This is a genomic window from [Mannheimia] succiniciproducens MBEL55E, from assembly GCF_000007745.1.
GTDB lineage: Bacteria > Pseudomonadota > Gammaproteobacteria > Enterobacterales > Pasteurellaceae > Basfia > Basfia succiniciproducens.
The window spans coordinates 2,127,501-2,149,197 of record NC_006300.1 but is presented as its reverse complement, the minus strand read 5'-3'; the positions used below and the strand labels follow the sequence as shown (position 1 = coordinate 2,149,197).

The following is a 21,697-nucleotide window of genomic DNA, read 5'->3' as shown; positions in this document are numbered from 1 at the left end:
AGCTCCCCCCGTAAAGGTGGGAGCGAAAATAGAAAACGTTACTTTCCCTCCCCCACGAAGCTGGGGGAGGTGCCTGTAAGGCGGAGGGGGAAATCACAAGTGAATTTTGCAAAAATTTAGCGAAAAATGATTGTTTGTATCCCCAACCACCTGCTTTCTACAATACTTTCTCCTGCGAACGGGAGCAGAATTATAATATTAAAGGTTCTGAACAGCTATGACTTGGTGCAAGCATAGGAAATGTGCGTTATAGCATGAGTTTTACCATTTTTTTGGGGAAAAATAGAAAATAAAATTAAAATTTTCCAAATTTTGACCGCACTTTTAATTAAATTTATGTCCTTTAAGCGATAATTTCTTAAGGTTTATTAAGAATTCTATTCTTTCACAAAGCCCCAAATCACATTTTGCAATAAATCCACCATTTGTTCGGGTGTTTCCTGCCGGCCTCGTTTAATCCATTCGTCCAGCGCACCAAAACAAACTCCCACCACAATAGAATTTTGATAGGCATCAAGATTTTCCTGTTCGGGTTTCGCGCCTCGTACAAAATTAAAATATTGTAAAAAAATATGGGATAAATTTTGTGCATAAAGTAAATTGATAATATCTTCCATTCCCTCAATGGATTTGAACATACCGATTAATTTGTCACGTACGCTAACATCTTGACTTTCAAAGGGTTTATAAAGTTCTTTGGCTCTTACGTACATATATTTAATCAGTACGTCTTCTTTAGAATCAAAGTTACGGTAAAAGGAAATGCGGCTTACACCGGCGAGTTCGGTAATTGCGGTGATATTAATTTCATCGAAGTTTTTTTTCGCCATTAAACGCAATAAGGCTTCGGTGATACTCTCTTTTACCACAAAGTTCAGATTTTTTTTCATACTGTTACAAATCTCTCATATTGTTTCAGTTTAGGGTAAGTGTATTGACTAGGTCACCGGTTTCCATAAAATAGCGACCATGAGGTGTTACAAGTGTAACATTAAATTTCGAAATAAAAATCGGAGAAATAAAAAATGACAAGTAAAATTATAAAAGCGGTTGTAATCGGCGCACTAGCAACTTCAGTTTCCGCTTGCGGACTTCACGGTCAACAACGTGATACCGCCACCGGCGCAGTTATCGGCGGTGTAGCAGGAAACATTATCGGCGGGAATACCGTCTCAACCGTGGCGGGCGCTGCACTTGGCGGTGTAGTGGGCAGCCAATGGAATAAACATCGTTAAGCATAACGGTTACTTTTAGTAAAATAAGAGGTGGTTTTATGAAATCAATTTTAGCTAAAGGCTTAATCCTTGCATTATTAACAACGTCCGTTTCCGCTTATGCGTTAAACCGTCAGCAACATGATACCGTTGTGGGCGCGGCATTAGGCGGCGTAGCGGGCGCCGTATTAGGCAACGATGTCACCTCCACCGTGGCGGGAGCCGCACTTGGCGGCGTGGTAGGTAGCCAATGGAATGCTAATAAACAGCGGGATGATCATTATCGAGTGGGAGACCGTCGCCATCATAGAGATTTCGACAGATTACGCTATGAGGATCGTCGCCATCATCCAAAAGAGCGTTATTTTGCTCATCATAAACCAAAACACTCGGATTATCGGGAAATGAGAAGACACAGACATTAAGGCTCATTGATATAAAGAAAAGCTATCACCGTTCGGCGATAGCTTTTTTGTTAATTTAAATCCGTATAAAACCTGTGTTACGCTTTATTTTTCATACCATATGTTATTCACATACAATAAAACCTTACCCGCCGGTGTTTCTACCCGCACTTCATCGTCAATTTGTTTGCCGATTAATGCTCTGGCGACGGGCGAATCAATAGAAATCCAGTTTTTTGCCGGATCGAATTCGTCGCAACCCACAATACGGTATTGTTTGATTTCGCCGCTTTCATTTTCCAGTTCGATCCAGGCACCAAAAAACACTTTGCCTTCCTGTTTGGGGTTGTAATCGACGATTTGTAGGACTTCCAGCCGTTTGGACAGAAAACGTACTCTGCGGTCGATTTCGCGTAATCGGCGTTTGCCGTAAATATACTCGGCATTTTCGCTGCGATCGCCCATGGCGGCGGCATCGGAAACCGCTTGTGTGACTTTCGGACGCTCGTCTTTCCATAAATATTTTAATTCCTGATCAAGCACATTCCAGCCCGCTCGGGTAATGTAATTTGATTTTGCCATAATCCAAGTTCCTCAAAAAAGTGCGGTCAAATTATATCCTAATTTTAAGAAATATTTGAGCCATATCCCTAAAACCAGTATGCTATGCACAATTTTTAGTAAAAGAAAGTTATAGAATTTACCATGTTAAACCAACAAATCAGTCAAGTTATTGCCGCTGAACTCAGCGTTCAGCCGAAACAAATTTTAGCCGCCGTTCAATTATTGGACGAAGGTAATACCATTCCTTTTATTGCCCGTTACCGTAAAGAAGTGACAGGCGGCTTAGACGATACTCAGTTGCGTCATTTTGAAACCCGTTTAATCTATTTGAGAGAGCTTGAAGATCGCCGCCAGACGATTTTGAAGTCTATTGACGAGCAAGGCAAACTGAGCGATGAATTACGCGCTAAAATTAATGCCACGTTAAGCAAAAACGAATTGGAAGATTTGTATCTGCCTTATAAACCAAAACGCCGTACAAAAGGGCAAATTGCCATTGAAGCGGGGCTTGAGCCGTTGGCGGATTTATTGTGGTCGGAACCGGAACATGAGCCGGAAAGCGCCGCACTTGCTTATGTGGATGCGAATAAAGGCGTGCCGGATACAAAAGCCGCGCTAGACGGCGCCCGTTATATTTTAATGGAACGTTTTGCCGAAGATGCGCAATTATTGGCTAAAGTCCGCCAATATTTACAGCATAATGCCGTTTTAGTATCGAAAGTTATTGAAGGAAAAGAAACGGACGGTGCAAAATTTCAGGATTATTTTGACCATCAGGAATTATTGAAAAATGTGCCGTCTCACCGGGCGTTAGCAATGTTTCGCGGGCGTAACGAAGGTTTTCTGCAGTTAAGTTTAAATGCGGATCCCGATGCGGAAGAAGGTTCCCGTTCCAGTTATTGCGAGGAAATTATTCGCGAGCATTTAGCGGTACGTCTGACCGGATTGCCGGCGGATAAATGGCGTGCGCAGGTGATCGCCTGGACCTGGAAAATTAAAGTGTCGCTGCATTTGGAAACGGATTTAATGGGCTCATTGCGTGAAAAAGCGGAAGATGAAGCCATTGATGTTTTTGCCCGGAATTTAACCGCACTTTTAATGGCGGCGCCTGCCGGTGCGAAAACCACAATCGGTCTCGACCCGGGTTTGCGTACCGGGGTGAAAGTAGCGGTTGTGGATAGTACCGGCAAATTATTGGCAACGGATACAATTTACCCCCATACCGGCAGAATGAATGAGGCAATGGTTTCCCTTTATCAATTAGGCAAAAAATATCATGCCGAGTTGATTGCTATCGGCAACGGTACTGCTTCCCGTGAAACCGAGCGTTTTGCCAAAGAGGTGATTAAGCAATCGACGGATTGGTCTGCGCAAACCGTTGTTGTGAGCGAAGCGGGGGCATCCGTTTACTCCGCTTCCGAATTTGCCGCCGCGGAATTCCCCGAGTTAGACGTGTCATTGCGCGGTGCGGTGTCTATTGCCCGCCGTTTGCAAGACCCGTTGGCGGAGTTGGTAAAAATTGAACCGAAAGCCATTGGTGTGGGTCAATATCAACATGACGTCAACCAATCTCAGTTAGCCCGTAAACTGGATGCGGTGGTGGAAGACTGTGTGAATGCGGTCGGCGTGGATCTTAACACCGCTTCCGCGCCGTTACTCACACGCGTGGCGGGGATGACGAAAGTGCTGGCGCAAAATATCGTTGCCTATCGTGATGAAAACGGATGTTTTGAAAGCCGTCAGCAACTACTAAGCGTTCCGCGTTTAGGACCGAAAGCCTTTGAACAATGTGCGGGATTTATGCGTATTCTTAACGGGAAAAATCCGTTGGATGCCTCAGGGGTTCACCCGGAAACTTATGCGGTAGTGGAAAATATCCTACAGGTTACGGAACAATCCATTCGGGATTTAATGGGTAATTCAAACGCCCTTCGCCGTCTTGATGCAACGCAATTTACTAATGAAAAATTCGGTTTGCCGACCGTGCAGGACATCTTCAAAGAATTGGAAAAACCGGGGCGGGATCCCCGCGGCGAATTTAAAACGGCGACCTTTATGGAAGGCGTTGAAGAGATTACCGATTTGAAAGCCGGTATGATTCTGGAAGGCACTATCACTAACGTAACCAACTTCGGCGCCTTTGTGGATATCGGCGTTCATCAGGACGGCTTAGTCCATATTTCTTCATTGAGCGATAAATTTGTGGAAGACCCGCACCAGGTAGTGAAAACCGGCGATGTGGTAAAAGTCAAAGTACTTGAGGTGGATGTAGCCCGCCGCCGTATTGCGTTAACCATGCGTTTAGACGAAAGTGCGGTCAAAAATTCGGAAAAATCCGACCGCACTTTATCAACAAAATCCGGACAGGATCGCAACCGTCGGGATAACCGGCAACCACAACGCAATCAGTTTGCCAATAACGTCTTTGCCGATGCGTTGAAAGGGTGGAAGAAATAATAGAAGAAGATAAGATTTATCAGAACTATAATAGGGATCGGGCGAATCGGCTCGTTGGCGAATAACTCAAATTTAATAAGGAAAATATTATGTATATTGGTGATCTTAACCGAAATGACTATCAACGGGATTTACCTAAAGTGTTAGCGGATGTCTGCGATTATTTAAAAACGCTGGATTTATCCGCATTGGAAAATGGTCGTCATGAAATTAATGAAAATATTTTTATGAATGTGATGACACCAACCAGTGATGCGGCGGAAAATAAAAAATCCGAACTACACCACAGATATATTGATATCCAGCTGGTTATTTCCGGTTTGGACGGCATGGAATACAGTGTGACAGAGCCTGCTCTGGAGAAATACGAGGAATATCACCAAGAAGAGGATTATCAACTAACCGCAGCTGAAATTGCAGATAAAAACTGGATTGTTGTGCGCCCGAATCAATTTGTAGTGTTCTATCCGTACGAACAGCACAAACCGTGTTGCAATGTGAACGGTCAGGCTGAACTTAAAAAATTAGTGGTTAAAGTACCCGTGGCGTTACTGTAATTTCATTTATTTTTCACGCTTAAAAATGAAAGAATGCATTGCAGGATAGTTTTTGCGAAATGCCGGATTTTCTTTTCTGCCCGTTATTTTGCAAGCGGGACCGGTTTTGGATTATTTGTATTGAATTTAGGAGAATATAATGCGTTTAATTCCTTTAAAAAACGATGAACAGGTGGCAAAATGGTCGGCTCAACATATTGTTGATCGGATTAATGCTTTTAATCCCACTGAGGATCACCCCTTTGTGCTGGGTTTGCCCACAGGCGGTACGCCGTTAAAAACTTATCGGGAATTAATTAAATTATATCAGGCAGGTAAAGTCAGTTTTAAACATGTGGTTACCTTTAATATGGATGAATATGTGGGTTTGCCGAAAGAGCACCCGCAAAGCTATCATTCGTTTATGTATAATAATTTTTTTAATCATGTGGATATTCCGGAAAAGAACATTAATATTTTAGACGGCAATACGCCGGATCATGATGCGGAATGCCGTCGTTATGAAGAAAAAATCAAATCTTACGGTAAAATTAATCTGTTTATGGGCGGTGTCGGTGTGGACGGGCATATTGCCTTTAATGAACCCGCTTCTTCCTTAAGTTCCCGCACCAGAATTAAAACCTTAACGCCGGATACTTTAATAGCCAATTCGCGTTTCTTTAATAATGATGTGAGTCAAGTGCCGAAATATGCCTTAACTATTGGTGTCGCCACCTTGCTTGATGCGGAAGAAGTCATGTTGCTGATTACGGGGCATCAAAAAGCGCTGGCATTACAGGCCTGCGTAGAAGGGGCTGTGAATCACTTATGGACGGTAAGCGCTTTACAATTACATCGTCATAGTATTGTAGTTTGTGATGAACCCGCTACCCAAGAGCTGAAAGTGAAAACGGTGAAATATTTTACAGAGCTGGAAGCTTATGCCATCCATTCGGTGATTTAAATATCAGGACGCAAATTAACGCGTCCTTTTTCATTGAGGAAAGAGATATAAAATGAAATATGCGTTAACAAATTGTGTGATTTATACGGCAAAAAACGTGCTTTACGAGCATGCCGTGATTGTTGAGAAAGATAAAATTCAAGCCGTATTACCTGAAAGAGAATTGATACCGGAAATCCAACGGATCAATTTAAAAGGCAGTAATTTAACCGCCGGTTTTATTGATTTGCAACTTAACGGCTGCGGCGGTGTGATGTTTAACGAAGACATCAGTGTCAAAACCCTGGAAATTATGCAGGAGACCAATTTAAAATCAGGCACCACCAGCTATTTGCCGACCTTTATTACATCCCCGGATGAAGATATGAAAAGTGCGGTCAAAATTATGCGAGATTATTTAGCGAAACATAAAAACCAGGCGCTCGGATTGCATTTGGAAGGCCCTTATTTAAGCGTGGAGAAAAAAGGGGTACACCGCGAGGAATATATCCGTGAAATCAGCCCTGAAATGAAAGCATTTTTGCTGGATAACGCCGATGTTATCAGTAAAATCACTATTGCGGCGGAAAACCCGGCCATGCAATATGCCGGCGAATTTGTAGAAAAAGGCATTATTGTTTCCGTAGGGCATTCCAACGGCACTTATGAACAGGCGAAACGGGCGTTTGCTCAAGGCGCAAGTTTTGCCACTCATTTACATAACGCCATGTCACCGGTAAGTTCCGGGCGTGCTATGGGCGTAGTCGGCGCGGTGTTGGATTCCGACGAAGTTTACAGCGGCATTATTGCCGACGGTTTGCACGTAGCGTTCGGCAATATTTTGATTGCTAAACGGGCAAAAGGCGACAAACTTTGTTTGGTGACCGATGCTACCGCAGCGGCAGGCGCCGATATCGAGCAATTTACGTTTGTGGGGAAAACCGTTTATGTGCGCAATGGTAAATGCTATGAGGCAAACGGTACGCTTGGCGGTTCGGCGGTTACTATGATTGAATCAATCAGAAATGCGGTGGAACAAGTGGGTATCCCGTTAGAAGAAACCTTACGCATGTGTAATTATTACCCGGCAAAAGCCATGAAGGTAGACGACCGTTTAGGCTCTATTGAAGCGGGGAAAATCGCTAATTTAACCGCATTTACTCACAATTTTGATATTGTGGGTACGTCGGTAAACGGTGAGTGGAAATTTGCTTAATCTATTAAAAAGCCTGTAACCTATAAACGGTTACAGGCTTTTTAACGTATCAACCGCCCTTTTTATCGGTTTTTCTTAGTTTTGCGTAGTAGAAGCCGTCACCTGAAAATTCGCTCGGAATAAACTGTTTACCGATTTCATTTTCCTGTGTAGCAAAGGGTAGCGGTTCTAATTTCGCATCTGGCGTGTTAGCTAAGAAAGTTCGGATTTGTTCGCTGTTTTCCTGCGGCAGCAATGAACAGGTCGCATATAACAATATGCCGTTTGGTTTCAATTTTTTCCAAAGTGCGGTCAGAATTTGTTGCTGTAATGCCGCTAACTGACCAATATCTTGCTCCTGACGCAACCATTTTATATCCGGATGGCGACGAATCACTCCCGTAGCCGAACATGGCGCATCAAGTAAAATACGGTCGAATTGCAGATCGGTTTTTTTGCCTATAAGCCGTTCGGCAGCATTTGGGAGCCAATCATCCGGTTTGGTGGCGTCGCCGCAAATCAGTACCGCTTGTTGATTTAAGCGGGCAAGATTTTCCGCTACGCGGTTCAAACGGCTTTGTTCCACATCCAGCGCAATTACTTTTGCCTGCGGCGCCAGTTCCAATATATGGGTGGTTTTTCCGCCGGGCGCCGCGCAGGCGTCAAGAATGAGATCGCCGTTTTTAGCTTCCAGCAAAAGAGCGGACCATTGCGCGTGTACGTCCTGAACCGTTACCCAGCCTTCGGTAAAATGAGGCAGGTTTTGTACTGCCGTAGGTTGTGCCAGGCGTAATGCATTAGGGTTTTCGTCCTTAAAGGAATCCAGCTCTTGCTCGGTTAATAATAAAGTGCGGTAGTTTTCCGTCGTACAAAGTTGTTGATTGACCCGAATCCACATCGGCGGTTTTTGATTATTCGCTTCTATAATTTCACGCCAGTTCGGATAAGCTTTTTTCAATTTGTTGACAAACCATTCCGGGTGAAGGGTTTGCCAGTTTTTATCGACAACCGCCAGAATTTCCTGTTGTTCGCGCAGAAAACGGCGCAATACTCCGTTAACTAAACCGCGGAAATTCTCCGACTTTAACGCCGAGGTCGCATTAACCACTTCATCAACTGCGGCGTGAGCAGGAATTCTGGTATAAAGAATTTGATATAACCCGACCAATAGCAGGCAATGTACGATGCGAGTTTTACCTTTTAAAGGTTTATCGACCAGCTTTTTAATAATTTGTTCCAAGCGGGGCAGTACCCGACAAACACCGAAACAGATTTCCTGCAAAAGCGGTAAATCCTGTGCTTTTACCTGTGATTGCAATTCGGGAATTAATGCCGAGAGCGATTTACCCTGATCCAATACCTGCAAAATAATCCGCGCGCTTAAAGCGCGTACGGATTGTATTTTTTTATGTGCCGGAGTTTGAGGGCGTTTGAATGCTTTTTTCGGGCTTAAAAGTGCGGTCGTTTTTGCTGAATTTTTCATTAGTTAAGCACCTGACCTAAGACGAACCAATCGGCACGACCGTTTAAAAAGTCTTGCACGGACATGGGTTTTTTACCGGAAGGTTGAAGTTGCTGAATGTTCAGTACGCCTTCCGCCGTGGCGATTCGTAAGCCTTTTTTATCGAAAGCCAGCACTGTGCCGGCAGCACTGTTTTGATGAGGGAGAACTTCCGCCCGGTAAACCTTAATCCGTTCTTCCGCTTCATTTACCGGCACGGTAAGAAATGCCACCGGTGCGGGATTAAATGCGCGGATATTACGTTCAAGTTGTGCGGCGGAAAGCGACCAATCCAGTTTTGCCTCTTCCTTCGACAGTTTTTCCGCGTAATTGGATTTTGAATCTTCTTGTTTTTCGGCGATAAACTTTCCGCTTTCCAACTCGTCCAATACGTCAATTAAAGCCGGCGGCGCGAGGGTTGCAAGTTTATGGTAAAGGCTTGCGGACGTTTCCTCCGCCGTGATATCGCAATAAACTTTGTGTAACATATCGCCGGTATCCAAACCTTCGTCCATTTGCATAATGGTCACGCCGGTTTGTTTGTCGCCCGCCCAAATAGCCCGCTGAATAGGCGCGGCTCCGCGCCAGCGGGGAAGAATGGAACCATGTACGTTCAGGCAACCTAAACGCGGCATTTCCAACACCGCTTTCGGCAGAATCAAGCCGTAAGCAACCACTACCATCACATCCGCCTGCAGTTGCGCAAACTGAGCTTGCGCCTCTTCTTTGCGCAGTGATTTCGGCTGATAAACGGGAATGTTATATTGCTCGGCAAGTTGTTTTACCGGACTTGCCTGCAGTTTTTTACCGCGTCCGGCGGGTTTGTCCGGCTGCGTATAAACCGCAATCACCTGATGATGTGAATTAAGTAAAGCCTGTAAATGTTGGGCGGCGAAATCCGGTGTGCCGGCGAATATAATTTTTAGCGGTTTCATCATAATGTTCTACGTTAAAAACGGTCTGAAAATGAAATGGCTTCCTTCAAAATCGGAAGCCTTTGGGATAATTAAGCTTGATGGCGTGAAATCTGTTTTTGCAGTTTCACTAATTTTTCTTTCATACGGTTGCGTTTCAGCGGCGATAAATAATCGGCGAAGACAATACCGTTTAAGTGATCTATTTCGTGCTGAATGCAAATTGCCAACAAGCCGTCCGCATGAAGGGTAAATTCTTCACCTTGGCGGTTTAGCGCTTTTACCGTTACTTTTTCTTTGCGGGGCACGAAACCGCGCAAGCCGGGCAGGGATAAACAACCTTCTTCGATACCTGTTTCCCCTTCTCCGTCAAGTAATTCGGGATTGATTAACACCAATTGTTCGGTTTTTTCTCCGGTGATATCAATGGTGATAACCCGTTTATGTACGTCAACCTGCGTCGCCGCCAGACCAATTCCTTCTTCCTGATACATGGTTTCAAACATATCGTCAATGAAAGTCTGTAATTCGTCATTGAATTCGGTAACGGGTTCGGCGATGGTTTTTAAGCGCTCATCCGGATAAATAAGTACGTTTAATACGCTCATAGTCTCTCTTTGTTATAAAATTGTTAGCATTGAATTCGGCTATTTTACAGACTTTTTCATGATTTTTTAACTAAAATTATATGGTTTTGCAGAATTGCATTAATAGGAAAAATTTACAAAAAGAGACCGCACTTTGATTCGCAATACAAAGTGCGGTCATAAAACAGCATTTTTTTAATGTTGGCGTTGCCAATCCGAAGCGGAACAATCCTTTCAAGGATTGCAAACACTAAAAAGATTAGTGACCGTGTCCGCCACAACCGCAGTTGCCGTGACCATGACCTTCTTTTTTGCCATGTCCGCCGCAACAGCCTTCGCCGTGATGGTGATCATGGCCGTGATCATGATGATGACCGTGACCGCCGCAGCCGCAACCACCGTGACTATGGTCGTGATCGTGCTCATGACCGTGACCGCCGCAACCGCAGCCGCCATGACCGTGATCATGATCGCCAGAATGGATATGACCGTGAGCGATTTCTTCCGGTGTCGCTTCACGGGCGGAAACAACTTCTACGGTGAATAATAATTCCTGACCGGCTAACATATGGTTGCCGTCAACAACCACATCATTTTCACTGACTTCGGTGATAACCACAGGCAACGGACCCATGTCCGTATCGGCGATAAAACGCATGCCTACCGCTAATTCGTCAACCCCTACAAATACGTCTTTCGGGACGCGTTGTACCATATTTTCATTGTATTCGCCGTAACCTTCTTCCGGTTTTACGCGTACTTCAAATTTATCGCCGACCGCTTTGCCTTCCAATGCGTTTTCTAAGCCGATAACTAAATTGTTGTGACCTTGTAAATATTCTAAAGGTTGGTTGGTTGGCGCTTCATCTACTAATACGCCGTCTTCCGTGCGAACCTGGTAAGCAATGCCTACAACAATATTCTTAGCAACTTTCATTTTGACCTCATTTTATGGTTAAAAAAATTTTTCCGTATTGTATAGGATTTATCAAAGCCTGTCATGCTCAATTAGGGCTTGCGGCGGTCTCAAGTATTTTTAAAGCGTCCGTCGTCGGAAGGTTTTATTCTTTAATCAATTCAATGCGCCCACGGGCAATGGCTTTTAAACGGGTTTTCCCGCTTTCCAGTTGTACCGGCGCCGCTTGTTCCGCCACAGCCATTTTCATGGCAACGTGATTGACCATCGGTGAGGCGTAATGCTCATTGAGGGAATCTATATTGATGTCCAGTAAACGGTAACCTTTTGCCTGTAAACTGTGTTGGATTAATGTCGCTTTTGCCTGAAACTTCGCCAATACGCTGTCGGTCATTTCATCTTCCATTGCAACGATGGCCTCTTTGGAAAGTGCCGCTTCGATATTGCCGATGGCAAATAGTGGCGATAAGTCTTCAATCAATTGAGACAATTGGCTGAAATTTTTACTTTGCAGTACTAATTCCGCAGTCGCAATCCAACCGTCTTTTTGATTTTTATTGTTGTAACGCACCTGGGTTTGGCGGTTATTGCTTTGAATTTCTATTGCAGGCTGCTGTTTTATCAGCGTTAGACCTTTGTTCAGTTTTTCTGCGATAACTTTGTTTAAATTCTTTAAATTGTTTCCTTCTTCATGTAAATACAGGGAAACCTGCATTAAGTCGCGCGGTACTTCTTTTTCCGTTTCCGCGGAGAAACTGACTATATTTTGAGGGTTTTGCGGCGCTTCGTTATTCGCCGCCGCCATCAGCGGGAGCGCTAAACATAAGCAAAATAAGGATTTGAGTTTCATAGAAATTTCCTAAAAAATAACCGCACTTTTATAGTGCGGTTTGTATGCGGATTAATGAACCGGTCTTTCGTTTTCGTCGTCGAAGTCGTCTTCATCATCAAAGAATTCACCGTCATCGCCGTATTCGTCGTCGGAGGCATTAGGGTCTTCAAAATAAGTTCCCCAGCCGTCATAAATACCGTTGTGTTTTTGCAGAATCGGCAGAATCTCTTTCTGTTGTAAATCAATGATTTCAGGTTTTAATTCCACTTCGCTGATAATATCAAAACAGTAAATGACTTTACCGTTTTCGTCTTCAAATTCTTCCGCTTCCGAAACTTCATAGCCCGCTTTGAAGGCATCAACGGCAATTTTTTCTAGTTTATCGAAGTCATAATGAGCAATATGGTGTTCAATAATATAAAGCGCATCAGGATCACTACCGTCGTTCAGTAAGTCGGTAATGATTTCTCTGGTTTCCGCCCGGAGTTCTTGTAAATCTGTCATGTTGATCCCCTTAATTCAGTTTGGACGATGAAGATTAAATAAAAAATCTTCCCGATAAAAGGAAGATTTTCCGCAATCGCTATTTTTTCAGTAAATCGCGAATTTCTGATAACAATTCTTCTGAAGTCGGGCCTTTAGGCGCTTCTTCAACCGGTTTTTTCAGTTTGTTGATGCCTTTCACCATCATGAAAATGGCAAATGCGATAATGATAAAATCAAATACGTTTTGAATGAATAAACCGTAGTTTAAAGTAACTGCCGGCGTTTCGCCTACGGCTTCCGCTAATACAAATTTTAAATCCTTGAAATCGACGCCGCCGGTTAAAATACCCAGTACAGGCATAACCACATCGCCTACTAACGAACTAACGATTTTACCGAACGCGCCGCCTATGATCACACCGACTGCCATATCAACAACGTTGCCGCGCATGGCAAATTCGCGGAATTCTTTCATAAAGCTCATAAATATTCTCCTAAAGTTAATTGCTATCAAAAAAGAGTGCGTATTATAGGGCCTGTTTAAAATACCTACAACCTATATAAATTGATTATTTTGTGTTATTTAAATGAAAAATGCGCTTGGTTGGAACAATTTTTCAATTTCACTGATATTTTTCTTATCACTCAAATAGATAACTACATGATCGTTTTCTTCAATCACCACCTGTTTTTTGGCAATAATCACTTCTTCATTTCGCAAAACGGCACCTAAAATCACCCCTTGAGGCAGTTTCAGTTCGCTTACTTTTCGCCCGACCACGTTGGAGGTGGCTGCGTCTCCATGTACCACAACTTCCAGAGCTTCCGCCAGACCGTGGCGTAATGAAACCACATTTTTCACATCGCCTTTTCGTACATGCGTCAATAAGGCGGAAATGGTGGCTTGTTGCGGTGAAACGGCAATATCAATGGTACCGCCCTGAATGAGATTAATGTACGCCATACGTTGGATTAACACCATGGCTTTTTTGGCACCTAACCGTTTTGCCAGTAATGCCGACATAATATTGGCCTCATCATCGCTGGTGAGTGAGATAAATACGTCGATGTTTTCAATATGTTCTTCGAATAATAAAGATTGGTCAGAGGCATCGCCGTGAAAAACTAATGTGTTAGAGAGTTTTTCCGCCAGTGACTTTGCTTTTTCAGCATTACGTTCAATCAATTTTACGCTACAGCCGGCTTCCAATTGTTTTGCCACGCCGGCGCCGATGTTGCCGCCGCCTACAATCATAATGCGCTTATAAGGTTTATCCAAACGCTGAATTTCAGCCATAATGGCTTTAATGTGTACGGTTGCGCTGATAAAGGTGATTTCGTCACCCGCTTCAATGATAGTTGAACCTTGCGGACGAATTAATTTATCGTGGCGCAAAATAGACACGATACGGTAATCGATATAAGGCAAATGTTCTTTCAGCATAGAAATGGCATAACCTACCAAAGGACCGCCGTAATAGGCTTTTAATACTACCAGGCTAATGCGTCTGTCAGCGAAATGGGCGACCTGTAATGCGCCGGGGTAGTCGATTAACCGGATAATTTCTTCCGTTACCAGATTTTCAGGGGAAATAATATGATCAATCGGGATCATATCGTTATGAAATAATTTATCTTTTTCCCGTAAATATTCGGAATTCCGAATACGTGCGATTTTAGTGGGGGTATGGAATAGGGTGTACGCCATTTGGCAGGCAACCATATTCACCTCATCGGAACTGGTAACGGCCACTAATAAATCGGCATCGGGAGCGCCCGCCTCGCGAAGTACGCGCGGCGATGACGCGGAACCGGCAACCACCCGCAAATCGTGTTTATCCTGCAAGTCTTCTAAACGGAGCAATTCATTATCTACTAAGGTAATGTCGTTATCTTCGCTTACCAGATTTTCTGCCAGCGTCGTACCCACTTGACCCGCGCCAAGAATAATAATTTTCACAAGTATTCCTTTTTATTGGGTTCAATCATAAAAATTGAACTAGTTTACCTAAAAAATCAGCTATTCAGCCAATTTATTAGCATTTGTTCGCCATATTCCGAAATATAAGATTCGGGATGAAACTGCACGCCGTAAATCGGTAAGGTCTTATGTTCAAACGCCATGACGACTTCTTCATGGCATTCGGCGGTAATCGTTAATTCCGCCGGAAAATTTTGGCTGTCTACCGCCCAGGAATGATACAGACCAATATCAAATTCCTCCGGCAAGCCCGAAAAAATGGCGGATTTTGACCGCACTTTTAACCGCCCGCAAACACCGTGGCGTACCTGCCGTAAATTATACAAACGCCCGCCGAAAAACCGACACAAGGTTTGGTGGCCAAGGCACACGCCGAGAATCGCCTTATGCCGATAATAACGGGTTAACAAAGCGAACATTTCGGGATAGGCTTCCGGCACGTCGGGGCCCGGCGATAATAAAATATGGCTGAACTGTTCCACTTCGTCTAAATCTAATTTTTCTACCTCAATCACTCGCATGGGGACGGATAATCGGCGGATCAAATCCACTAAATTGTAGGTGAATGAGTCATGATTATTCACAATAAGTAAGCGTTTTGACATAAATTTTCCGAATCGTCCATAATTGTTATAAGTATAAAATAAAAAATAAGATTTTTCTGTGACTTTAAGCTAGAATCCGGTCATTTCTCACTTTTTGTTAAGAATATGAATTTTGCTTCTTTTATCCGACAAGCCAACCGATTGGGGCGACAAAAAACGGCGTTTTTCTTTTTAATTGATTTTGAGCGGCAAAAGCCTTTGATCAGCCCGCTTGAAAGTGCGGTGGAAAACGGCATAATTTTTTCTGTTGAAGGCAATACGAATTTTTACCGACCCGTTGAATTACCGCGGCAAAAGATAAGGTTTTCCAGCGAGCCTGTTTCTTTTGAGCGCTATGCCGCGGGGTTCGCACTCGTGCAACAGGAATTACAAAAAGGCAATTCTTATTTGCTGAATTTAACCTATCCTAGCAAGATTAATACTAATTACAACTTAGCACAGATTTTCCAAGCCACAAAAGCGCCTTATAAATTGTTGTTGCAGGATCAGTTTGTGTGTTTTTCACCGGAATCTTTTATCCGAATCCGGCAAAATCAGATTTTTACCTATCCGATGAAAGGCACAATCGACGCCGCATTGCCTCAAGCGGAACAGCAGCTTATGCAGTCGGAAAAAGAGGGGCGCGAGCATTATACTATTGTGGATCTTATGCGTAATGATTTAGCCATGGTAGCGGAAAATATCCGGGTACGTCGCTTTCGTTATATTGATAAAATCTCGACTAATCGGGGCGAAATTCTACAAACCAGCTCCGAAATTACAGGAAATTTGACCGCAGATTGGCAAAACCGTATCGGTTCCATATTAGCCGCATTGTTACCGGCGGGTTCAATAAGCGGTGCGCCGAAAGAAAAAACCGTCAGTATTATTCGGCAGGCGGAAGGCGGTAAACGGGGCTATTACAGCGGTATTTTCGGTATTTTTAACGGCGAGGAGCTGAACAGTGCGGTGGCGATTCGCTATATTGAGCAAAAAGACGGGCAGCTTTATTTTCGTAGCGGTGGTGGTATTACCAGCCAAAGCCGGTTGCAGGAAGAATATGAAGAATACTGCCAAAAAGTGTATTTGCCGATTCATTGTGTCGAATAGGAATTTTTATGGATTACCCATTGTTTGAAACCGTTGCCGTTGAACGGGGCGAAATATTAAATCTTGATTATCATCAGACGCGTTATGAACAGGCGTTACATCAATATTACGGGCGTAAGGTATTGCCTTTCAATCTTCAGGAAATTTTGCAAAAATCCACCGCACTTTTAACATTAAAGCGCAGTGAGCCGCTGATCCGCTGCCGTATTGACTATAATGATCAAGACTATCGATTACAGTGTTTTGCTTATCAACGAAAAGTGTTTCGCTCTTTTCAACCGGTGATTTGCGATCATATCGATTATGGGTTGAAATTCAGCGACCGCCGGATTTTTGCCGAATTGCTGCGACAAAAAGGCAAGCATGATGAAATCATTATCATCAAGCAAGGGCTGGTCACGGATTGTACTATCGGTAATTTATTATTTCGCAAAAATCAGCAATGGTTTACGCCCGAAGCTCCGTTGCTGAACGGTACGCAACGGGCAAAACTGCTTGCTGAAAAGCGAATTCAAACTCTTAATATCAAACGGCAGGATATCGCTCAATTTGATGAAATCAGGCTGATTAATGCCATGAATCCGTTTTCCGAATCATTGTAAAGCGCGCAACACGTCCTGATATTCTTTAGATTGTTGCAGTAATATTTTTGCCGAACGTTTTAATTTATTGACGTCCGAATGTAGTAAATAAAAAGACGTACTGATATTCAGCACCTCTTTTTTCAACTGCGATTCAGGCAAATCTTTCAGCGATAAATTCACAAAGTGCATATTAATGCGTTGTTTGGGCGGTTTGTTTGCCATGGATTTATTCCATTCATCGGTAAATTCGCGGAACCGGCGCAGGCTCACCTGGCTGTTGCGATCGATAGGTACGTTGATTATGGTGTTGATTACATCTCTTGTACCTGGCACATTTGCCGTTTTATCAATTTCACTGCTCACCTCGTTTTGTGCGTTCACGTTGATTACAATGATGTTTTTTAATTGATTCTTTACCGCTTCCCGGTACATACCTTCCTGACCCGCAACATCATAAATATCAATTAAGCCGGACAGCCCTAAATTATCCGTTAGGCCGCCGTCCACCAAATGAATAAAGGGGCGTTCTTTGCTGTTTTGATATAAAGACAAGGTATTTTTTAATTCTTCCAGATTTTTTGATTTTTGCGCATCATTGCTGATATTTTGGCTGATTTGAATTAATTCCGGTATATCGAAATGGCAGTTGCCGCCGTTGTTGTTTAAAGTCAACGGGCTGAACAGCAACGGTACCGAACTTGATGCGGCAACGGCACGGGAAATTTCCATTTTACTTAAGTCAATACAAAGACCGTCGAAAAATTCTTGCGTAAAGGTTATTTTTTGTCCTAAATTCATATCCGTCGCACTCACTACGACAAACGGTCCTTTACGTTTTCGCTCAAGATCACCGAAGGTAGCGCCTTTGTATAATGTTTGATCCAGCTGTTCCTGTAATAAGTCGCCGCGACCGAATTGAGGGGAGGTTATTCGCGGTAAATTGGAAAGGGAGAAAACCTGACTGATAATTTCCCGCTGGAAATTTTTTTTCAGGAAGTTTTCTTCAAATTTAGGCACCGCATCCCGCCCGTATAGGGAATAATAGGTGGCTAATACGGATCCGCCGGATACGCCGTATACCAAATCTACATTATCAATTAGGGTTGTACCTTTTGCCGTCGGGCGCACGGCGGCATTTTTAAATTCCTCTAACACGCCGTAGCCCAAACTTGCCGCCCGGCTACCGCCGCCCGAAAACATTAAAATAATCAAATTGCCGTCGGGTTGCTGAATGGCATTTCTCATTCGATACCCTTGCTTGGCGTTCACATGGCTGATGGTATCAACGGGCTGATAAGTCACTAAGGTACAGGCTGACAACAACAAAACAGTCAAACCGGCGAAAATATTTTTTAGCATCATAGTTGTAACGGATAAATCTAAATTTTTATTTATAGAAAAAGAAAATAATATGCTACATCGTACTATATTAATTTTATCCTGCGTTCATATCTTATCAGAAGGCAAACCGCTTTTTCTATGCAAGGAAAATTTTATAAACGACTAATGTACTCAAATAATGAAGAAAGATAAACAAACATTTTTTCATGAGAAAATTCTTATGAATTCTAAGCCTCGGTAATTCTTATTGGTATTTTATTTTGAAACCGATTACCTTTTAAATTAAAATTTTTTATTTGATTTAAATCAATTTAATCGCATTATTAATCCCATTTCATAACTCCAAAGTAGTAAAATTCGCACCAGTAACCAAATTTAAATATTAAACAACTTTAGGAGAAATGATTATGAGTAACGCTGTTGAAAACACAGTAAGCCCCGCTCAAGCGGAGGTGAACTCACTGGTTGAGAAAGGTTTAGTGGCACTGGAGCAATTCCGCCAACTAAATCAGGAACAGGTGGACTACATTGTAGCGAAAGCTTCTGTTGCCGCTTTAGACCAACATGGAGCATTGGCGCTACATGCGTTAGAGGAAACCGGGCGCGGCGTGTTCGAGGACAAAGCCACTAAAAACCTGTTTGCCTGCGAACATGTAGTGAACAAAATGCGACACTGGAAAACCGCCGGGATTATCAGTGACGACGATGTCACAGGTATCACCGAAATTGCCGATCCGGTGGGCGTAGTTTGCGGCATTACACCTACCACTAATCCTACTTCCACGGCTATCTTCAAATCACTGATCGCTTTAAAAACCCGCAATCCTATTGTTTTCGCTTTCCACCCTTCCGCCCAACAGTCTTCCGCTCATGCCGCACAAATCGTGCGTGATGCCGCAGTAGCCGCCGGTGCGCCGGAAAACTGTATTCAATGGATTGCACAACCTTCTATGGAAGGTACTAATGCGTTAATGAATCACCCGGGCATTGCCACCATTCTGGCTACCGGCGGTAATGCTATGGTGCAGGCCGCTTATTCATGCGGCAAGCCGGCATTGGGAGTCGGTGCCGGAAATGTGCCCGCTTATGTGGAAAAATCCGCCGATATTAAACAGGCAACTCACGATATCGTGATGTCGAAATCCTTTGATAACGGTATGGTATGCGCTTCAGAGCAAGCCGCTATTGCCGATGCGGAAATTTATGAGGAATTCGTCAACGAATTAAAATCCTACGGTGTGTATTTCGTCAATAAAAAAGAAAAAACTTTATTGGAAGAATTTATGTTCGGTGTAAAAGCTAACGGTGCAAATTGCGCCGGTGCGAAACTAAACGCCGACGTGGTAGGTAAATCCGCATACTGGATTGCTCAACAAGCGGGCTTTGAAGTGCCGAAAAAAACCAATATTCTTGCCGCAGAATGTAAAGAAGTCAGCCCGAAAGAACCTTTAACCCGGGAAAAATTATCACCGGTACTTGCCGTTTTAAAATCCCGTTCTACCGAAGAGGGATTAACGCTTGCCGAAGCCATGGTGGAATTTAACGGTTTAGGACACTCCGCGGCAATTCACACCAAAGATGCGGCGCTTGCCAAACGCTTCGGCGAGCGCGTTAAAGCCATTCGCGTTATCTGGAATTCGCCTTCTACCTTCGGCGGTATCGGCGACGTTTATAACGCTTTCCTGCCTTCATTAACCTTGGGTTGCGGTTCTTACGGCAAAAATTCCGTCAGCAACAATGTCAGCGCCATGAACTTAGTAAATATCAAACGTGTGGGAAGACGGAGAAATAATATGCAATGGTTTAAAGTACCTTCAAAAATCTATTTTGAACGGGATTCAATTCAATATTTACAATCCGTACCGGATATGCGACGAGTAGTTATCGTAACCGACCGCACTATGGTGGATCTTGGGTTTGTACAAAAAATCGCCCATCAGTTGGAATCCCGTCGCGATCCGGTTTCTTACCAGTTATTTGCCGATGTAGAACCGGATCCGAGCATTCAAACCGTGCGCCGCGGTGTGGATTTAATCCGTAATTTCAAACCGGACACTATTATCGCGCTTGGCGGCGGTTCCGCCATGGATGCGGCAAAAGTGATGTGGTTATTCTATGAACAACCGGAAATTGACTTCCGTGATTTGGTTCAAAAATTCATGGATATTCGTAAACGTGCCTTTAAATTTCCATCATTGGGAAAAAAAGCCCGCTATATCGGCATTCCGACCACATCCGGTACGGGTTCGGAAGTGACCCCGTTTGCGGTGATTACCGAAGGTAACAAAAAATATCCGATTGCGGACTATTCGCTAACGCCGACTATCGCTTTAGTGGATCCGGCATTAGTTATGACGGTACCCGCCCATGTAGCGGCGGATACGGGATTAGACGTATTAACCCATGCCACCGAAGCTTATGTTTCCGTACTGGCCAACGATTATACCGACGGTCTTGCTTTACAGGCGATTAAACTGGTATTCCGGTATTTGGAAAAATCCGTAAAAGAAAATGATCCGGAGGCAAGAGAAAAGATGCATAATGCGTCCACCATTGCGGGTATGGCGTTTGCCAATGCATTCTTAGGTATGAATCATTCCCTTGCACATAAACTTGGCGGCCATTTCCATACGCCTCACGGGCGCACTAATGCGATCTTAATGCCGCACGTGATCCGTTATAACGGTACTAAACCGACGAAAACCGCCACATGGCCGAAATACAACTATTACAAAGCGGACGAAAAATATCAGGATATCGCCCGTTTGTTGGGCTTACCGGCGGCGACCCCGGAAGAGGGCGTGAAATCTTATGCCAAAGCGGTTTACGATTTAGCGGTACGTTGCGGTATTAAAATGTCCTTCAAAGAACAGGGATTGGAAGAACAAGCCTGGATGGATGCCCGCCATGAAATTGCATTGCTTGCCTATGAAGACCAATGTTCGCCGGCAAATCCGCGATTACCGATTGTGGCGGACATGGAAGAAATTCTCACTAACGCCTACTATGGTTATGATGAAAGCAAATACTAATTTGTAAAATTCTTAAAAATCGTACCGCACTTTTTCTAAAAGTGCGGTATTTTTTTGATTGTTTTTATCCGTCTAAAGGGTAAAATCAACAGGATTTATTGATATTAAAGGAAACAATTATGGCAACAACTATTCATACAGAAAACGCGCCCGCAGCAATCGGTCCTTATGTTCAAGCGGTAGATTTAGGCAATTTAGTGCTGACTTCGGGGCAAATTCCGGTGAATCCGGCAACCGGTGAAGTGCCGGCGGATATTAGCGCACAAGCCCGCCAATCTTTAGAAAACGTTAAAGCGATTATCGAACAGGCAGGGTTAACCGTGGCGGATATTGTAAAAACAACGGTTTTTGTTAAGGATTTAAACGATTTTGCCACCGTAAATGCGGAATACGAACGTTTTTTCAAAGAGAATGACCATCCGAATTTCCCTGCTCGCTCATGCGTTGAAGTGGCGCGTTTACCGAAAGACGTCGGCTTGGAAATTGAAGCTATTGCGGTGCGCAAATAAGGCTGGG

The 21,697-nt window shown here is 43.7% G+C and carries 22 protein-coding genes; 10 read left to right on the top strand and 12 right to left on the bottom strand.

Annotated elements, in window-relative coordinates; genetic code table 11:
• Nucleotides 1–377: 377 nt before the first annotated feature.
• The gene (locus MS_RS10070) at nt 378–890 is read right to left on the bottom strand and encodes a TetR/AcrR family transcriptional regulator (RefSeq protein ID WP_011201362.1); all 513 of its coding nucleotides are present in this window, start codon (nt 888–890) and stop codon (nt 378–380) included.
• A 135-nt stretch (nt 891–1,025) separates the two neighbouring features.
• Between MS_RS10070 and MS_RS10065 the strand changes: the two genes are divergently transcribed.
• The gene (locus MS_RS10065) at nt 1,026–1,235 is read left to right on the top strand and encodes a glycine zipper 2TM domain-containing protein (protein ID WP_011201361.1); all 210 of its coding nucleotides are present in this window, start codon (nt 1,026–1,028) and stop codon (nt 1,233–1,235) included.
• A 38-nt stretch (nt 1,236–1,273) separates the two neighbouring features.
• Nucleotides 1,274–1,639 (top strand): glycine zipper 2TM domain-containing protein, encoded by a 366-nt coding sequence (locus MS_RS10060; protein ID WP_011201360.1) that lies wholly within the window; start codon nt 1,274–1,276, stop codon nt 1,637–1,639.
• Between the two features lie 84 nt (nt 1,640–1,723).
• Here the strand turns inward: MS_RS10060 and greB are convergent, their stop codons facing one another.
• Entirely contained in the window at nt 1,724–2,200 is a 477-nt protein-coding gene (gene greB, locus MS_RS10055; RefSeq protein WP_011201359.1) for a transcription elongation factor GreB, read from the bottom strand.
• Between the two features lie 123 nt (nt 2,201–2,323).
• Here greB and MS_RS10050 point away from each other — a divergent pair, with 123 nt between their 5' ends.
• The 4 genes from MS_RS10050 (at nt 2,324) to nagA (ending at nt 7,334) form a co-directional block, all read left to right on the top strand.
• Nucleotides 2,324–4,639, top strand: a complete 2,316-nt coding sequence (locus tag MS_RS10050) for a Tex family protein (RefSeq protein ID WP_011201358.1) — start codon at nt 2,324–2,326, stop codon at nt 4,637–4,639.
• A gap of 89 nt (nt 4,640–4,728) precedes the next feature.
• Nucleotides 4,729–5,196, top strand: coding sequence for an N-acetylneuraminate anomerase (nanQ, locus tag MS_RS10045; protein ID WP_011201357.1), 468 nt, complete (start codon nt 4,729–4,731; stop codon nt 5,194–5,196).
• Nucleotides 5,197–5,335: 139 nt separating this feature from the next.
• Nucleotides 5,336–6,139, top strand: a complete 804-nt coding sequence (gene nagB / locus MS_RS10040) for a glucosamine-6-phosphate deaminase (protein ID WP_011201356.1) — start codon at nt 5,336–5,338, stop codon at nt 6,137–6,139.
• A gap of 52 nt (nt 6,140–6,191) precedes the next feature.
• Entirely contained in the window at nt 6,192–7,334 is a 1,143-nt protein-coding gene (nagA, locus tag MS_RS10035; protein WP_011201355.1) for an N-acetylglucosamine-6-phosphate deacetylase, read from the top strand.
• A gap of 49 nt (nt 7,335–7,383) precedes the next feature.
• Here the strand turns inward: nagA and rsmB are convergent, their stop codons facing one another.
• The 9 genes from rsmB to MS_RS09990 all read right to left on the bottom strand — a co-directional run bounded on the left by rsmB (nt 7,384) and on the right by MS_RS09990 (nt 15,135).
• Entirely contained in the window at nt 7,384–8,796 is a 1,413-nt protein-coding gene (gene rsmB, locus MS_RS10030; RefSeq protein WP_011201354.1) for a 16S rRNA (cytosine(967)-C(5))-methyltransferase RsmB, read from the bottom strand.
• Nucleotides 8,796–9,749 carry a methionyl-tRNA formyltransferase gene (gene fmt / locus MS_RS10025; RefSeq protein WP_041640080.1) on the bottom strand — a complete coding sequence of 318 codons (954 nt, stop codon included), beginning with the start codon at nt 9,747–9,749 and terminating at the stop codon, nt 8,796–8,798. Before fmt ends, rsmB begins: the two co-directional genes overlap by 1 nt.
• Before the next feature lie 71 nt (nt 9,750–9,820).
• The gene (gene def, locus MS_RS10020; RefSeq protein ID WP_011201352.1) at nt 9,821–10,336 is read right to left on the bottom strand and encodes a peptide deformylase; all 516 of its coding nucleotides are present in this window, start codon (nt 10,334–10,336) and stop codon (nt 9,821–9,823) included.
• 238 nt (nt 10,337–10,574) lie between these two features.
• Nucleotides 10,575–11,252 carry a peptidylprolyl isomerase gene (slyD, locus tag MS_RS10015; RefSeq protein WP_011201350.1) on the bottom strand — a complete coding sequence of 226 codons (678 nt, stop codon included), beginning with the start codon at nt 11,250–11,252 and terminating at the stop codon, nt 10,575–10,577.
• Nucleotides 11,253–11,376: 124 nt separating this feature from the next.
• Nucleotides 11,377–12,081 carry an SIMPL domain-containing protein gene (locus MS_RS10010; RefSeq protein WP_011201349.1) on the bottom strand — a complete coding sequence of 235 codons (705 nt, stop codon included), beginning with the start codon at nt 12,079–12,081 and terminating at the stop codon, nt 11,377–11,379.
• 51 nt (nt 12,082–12,132) lie between these two features.
• On the bottom strand, nt 12,133–12,567 hold the full coding sequence (gene rraB, locus MS_RS10005; protein WP_011201348.1) for a ribonuclease E inhibitor RraB: 435 nt from the start codon (nt 12,565–12,567) through the stop codon (nt 12,133–12,135).
• A 79-nt stretch (nt 12,568–12,646) separates the two neighbouring features.
• Nucleotides 12,647–13,033 carry a large-conductance mechanosensitive channel protein MscL gene (gene mscL / locus MS_RS10000; RefSeq protein ID WP_041640079.1) on the bottom strand — a complete coding sequence of 129 codons (387 nt, stop codon included), beginning with the start codon at nt 13,031–13,033 and terminating at the stop codon, nt 12,647–12,649.
• A 99-nt stretch (nt 13,034–13,132) separates the two neighbouring features.
• Nucleotides 13,133–14,509 (bottom strand): Trk system potassium transporter TrkA, encoded by a 1,377-nt coding sequence (gene trkA, locus MS_RS09995; protein WP_011201346.1) that lies wholly within the window; start codon nt 14,507–14,509, stop codon nt 13,133–13,135.
• Nucleotides 14,510–14,565: 56 nt separating this feature from the next.
• Nucleotides 14,566–15,135 carry an anthranilate synthase component II gene (locus MS_RS09990; protein WP_011201345.1) on the bottom strand — a complete coding sequence of 190 codons (570 nt, stop codon included), beginning with the start codon at nt 15,133–15,135 and terminating at the stop codon, nt 14,566–14,568.
• A gap of 105 nt (nt 15,136–15,240) precedes the next feature.
• Here MS_RS09990 and MS_RS09985 point away from each other — a divergent pair, with 105 nt between their 5' ends.
• The gene (locus MS_RS09985; protein ID WP_011201344.1) at nt 15,241–16,224 is read left to right on the top strand and encodes an aminodeoxychorismate synthase component I; all 984 of its coding nucleotides are present in this window, start codon (nt 15,241–15,243) and stop codon (nt 16,222–16,224) included.
• An 8-nt stretch (nt 16,225–16,232) separates the two neighbouring features.
• The gene (locus MS_RS09980) at nt 16,233–16,826 is read left to right on the top strand and encodes an aminotransferase class IV family protein (protein WP_041640078.1); all 594 of its coding nucleotides are present in this window, start codon (nt 16,233–16,235) and stop codon (nt 16,824–16,826) included.
• Here the strand turns inward: MS_RS09980 and MS_RS09975 are convergent.
• Nucleotides 16,818–18,170, bottom strand: a complete 1,353-nt coding sequence (locus MS_RS09975; RefSeq protein WP_011201342.1) for a patatin-like phospholipase family protein — start codon at nt 18,168–18,170, stop codon at nt 16,818–16,820. The genes MS_RS09980 and MS_RS09975 overlap by 9 nt on opposite strands.
• 386 nt (nt 18,171–18,556) lie before the next feature.
• Between MS_RS09975 and adhE the strand changes: the two genes are divergently transcribed.
• Nucleotides 18,557–21,181, top strand: a complete 2,625-nt coding sequence (gene adhE, locus MS_RS09970) for a bifunctional acetaldehyde-CoA/alcohol dehydrogenase (protein ID WP_041640077.1) — start codon at nt 18,557–18,559, stop codon at nt 21,179–21,181.
• Between the two features lie 119 nt (nt 21,182–21,300).
• The gene (locus MS_RS09965; RefSeq protein ID WP_041640076.1) at nt 21,301–21,690 is read left to right on the top strand and encodes a RidA family protein; all 390 of its coding nucleotides are present in this window, start codon (nt 21,301–21,303) and stop codon (nt 21,688–21,690) included.
• Nucleotides 21,691–21,697: the final 7 nt, after the last annotated feature.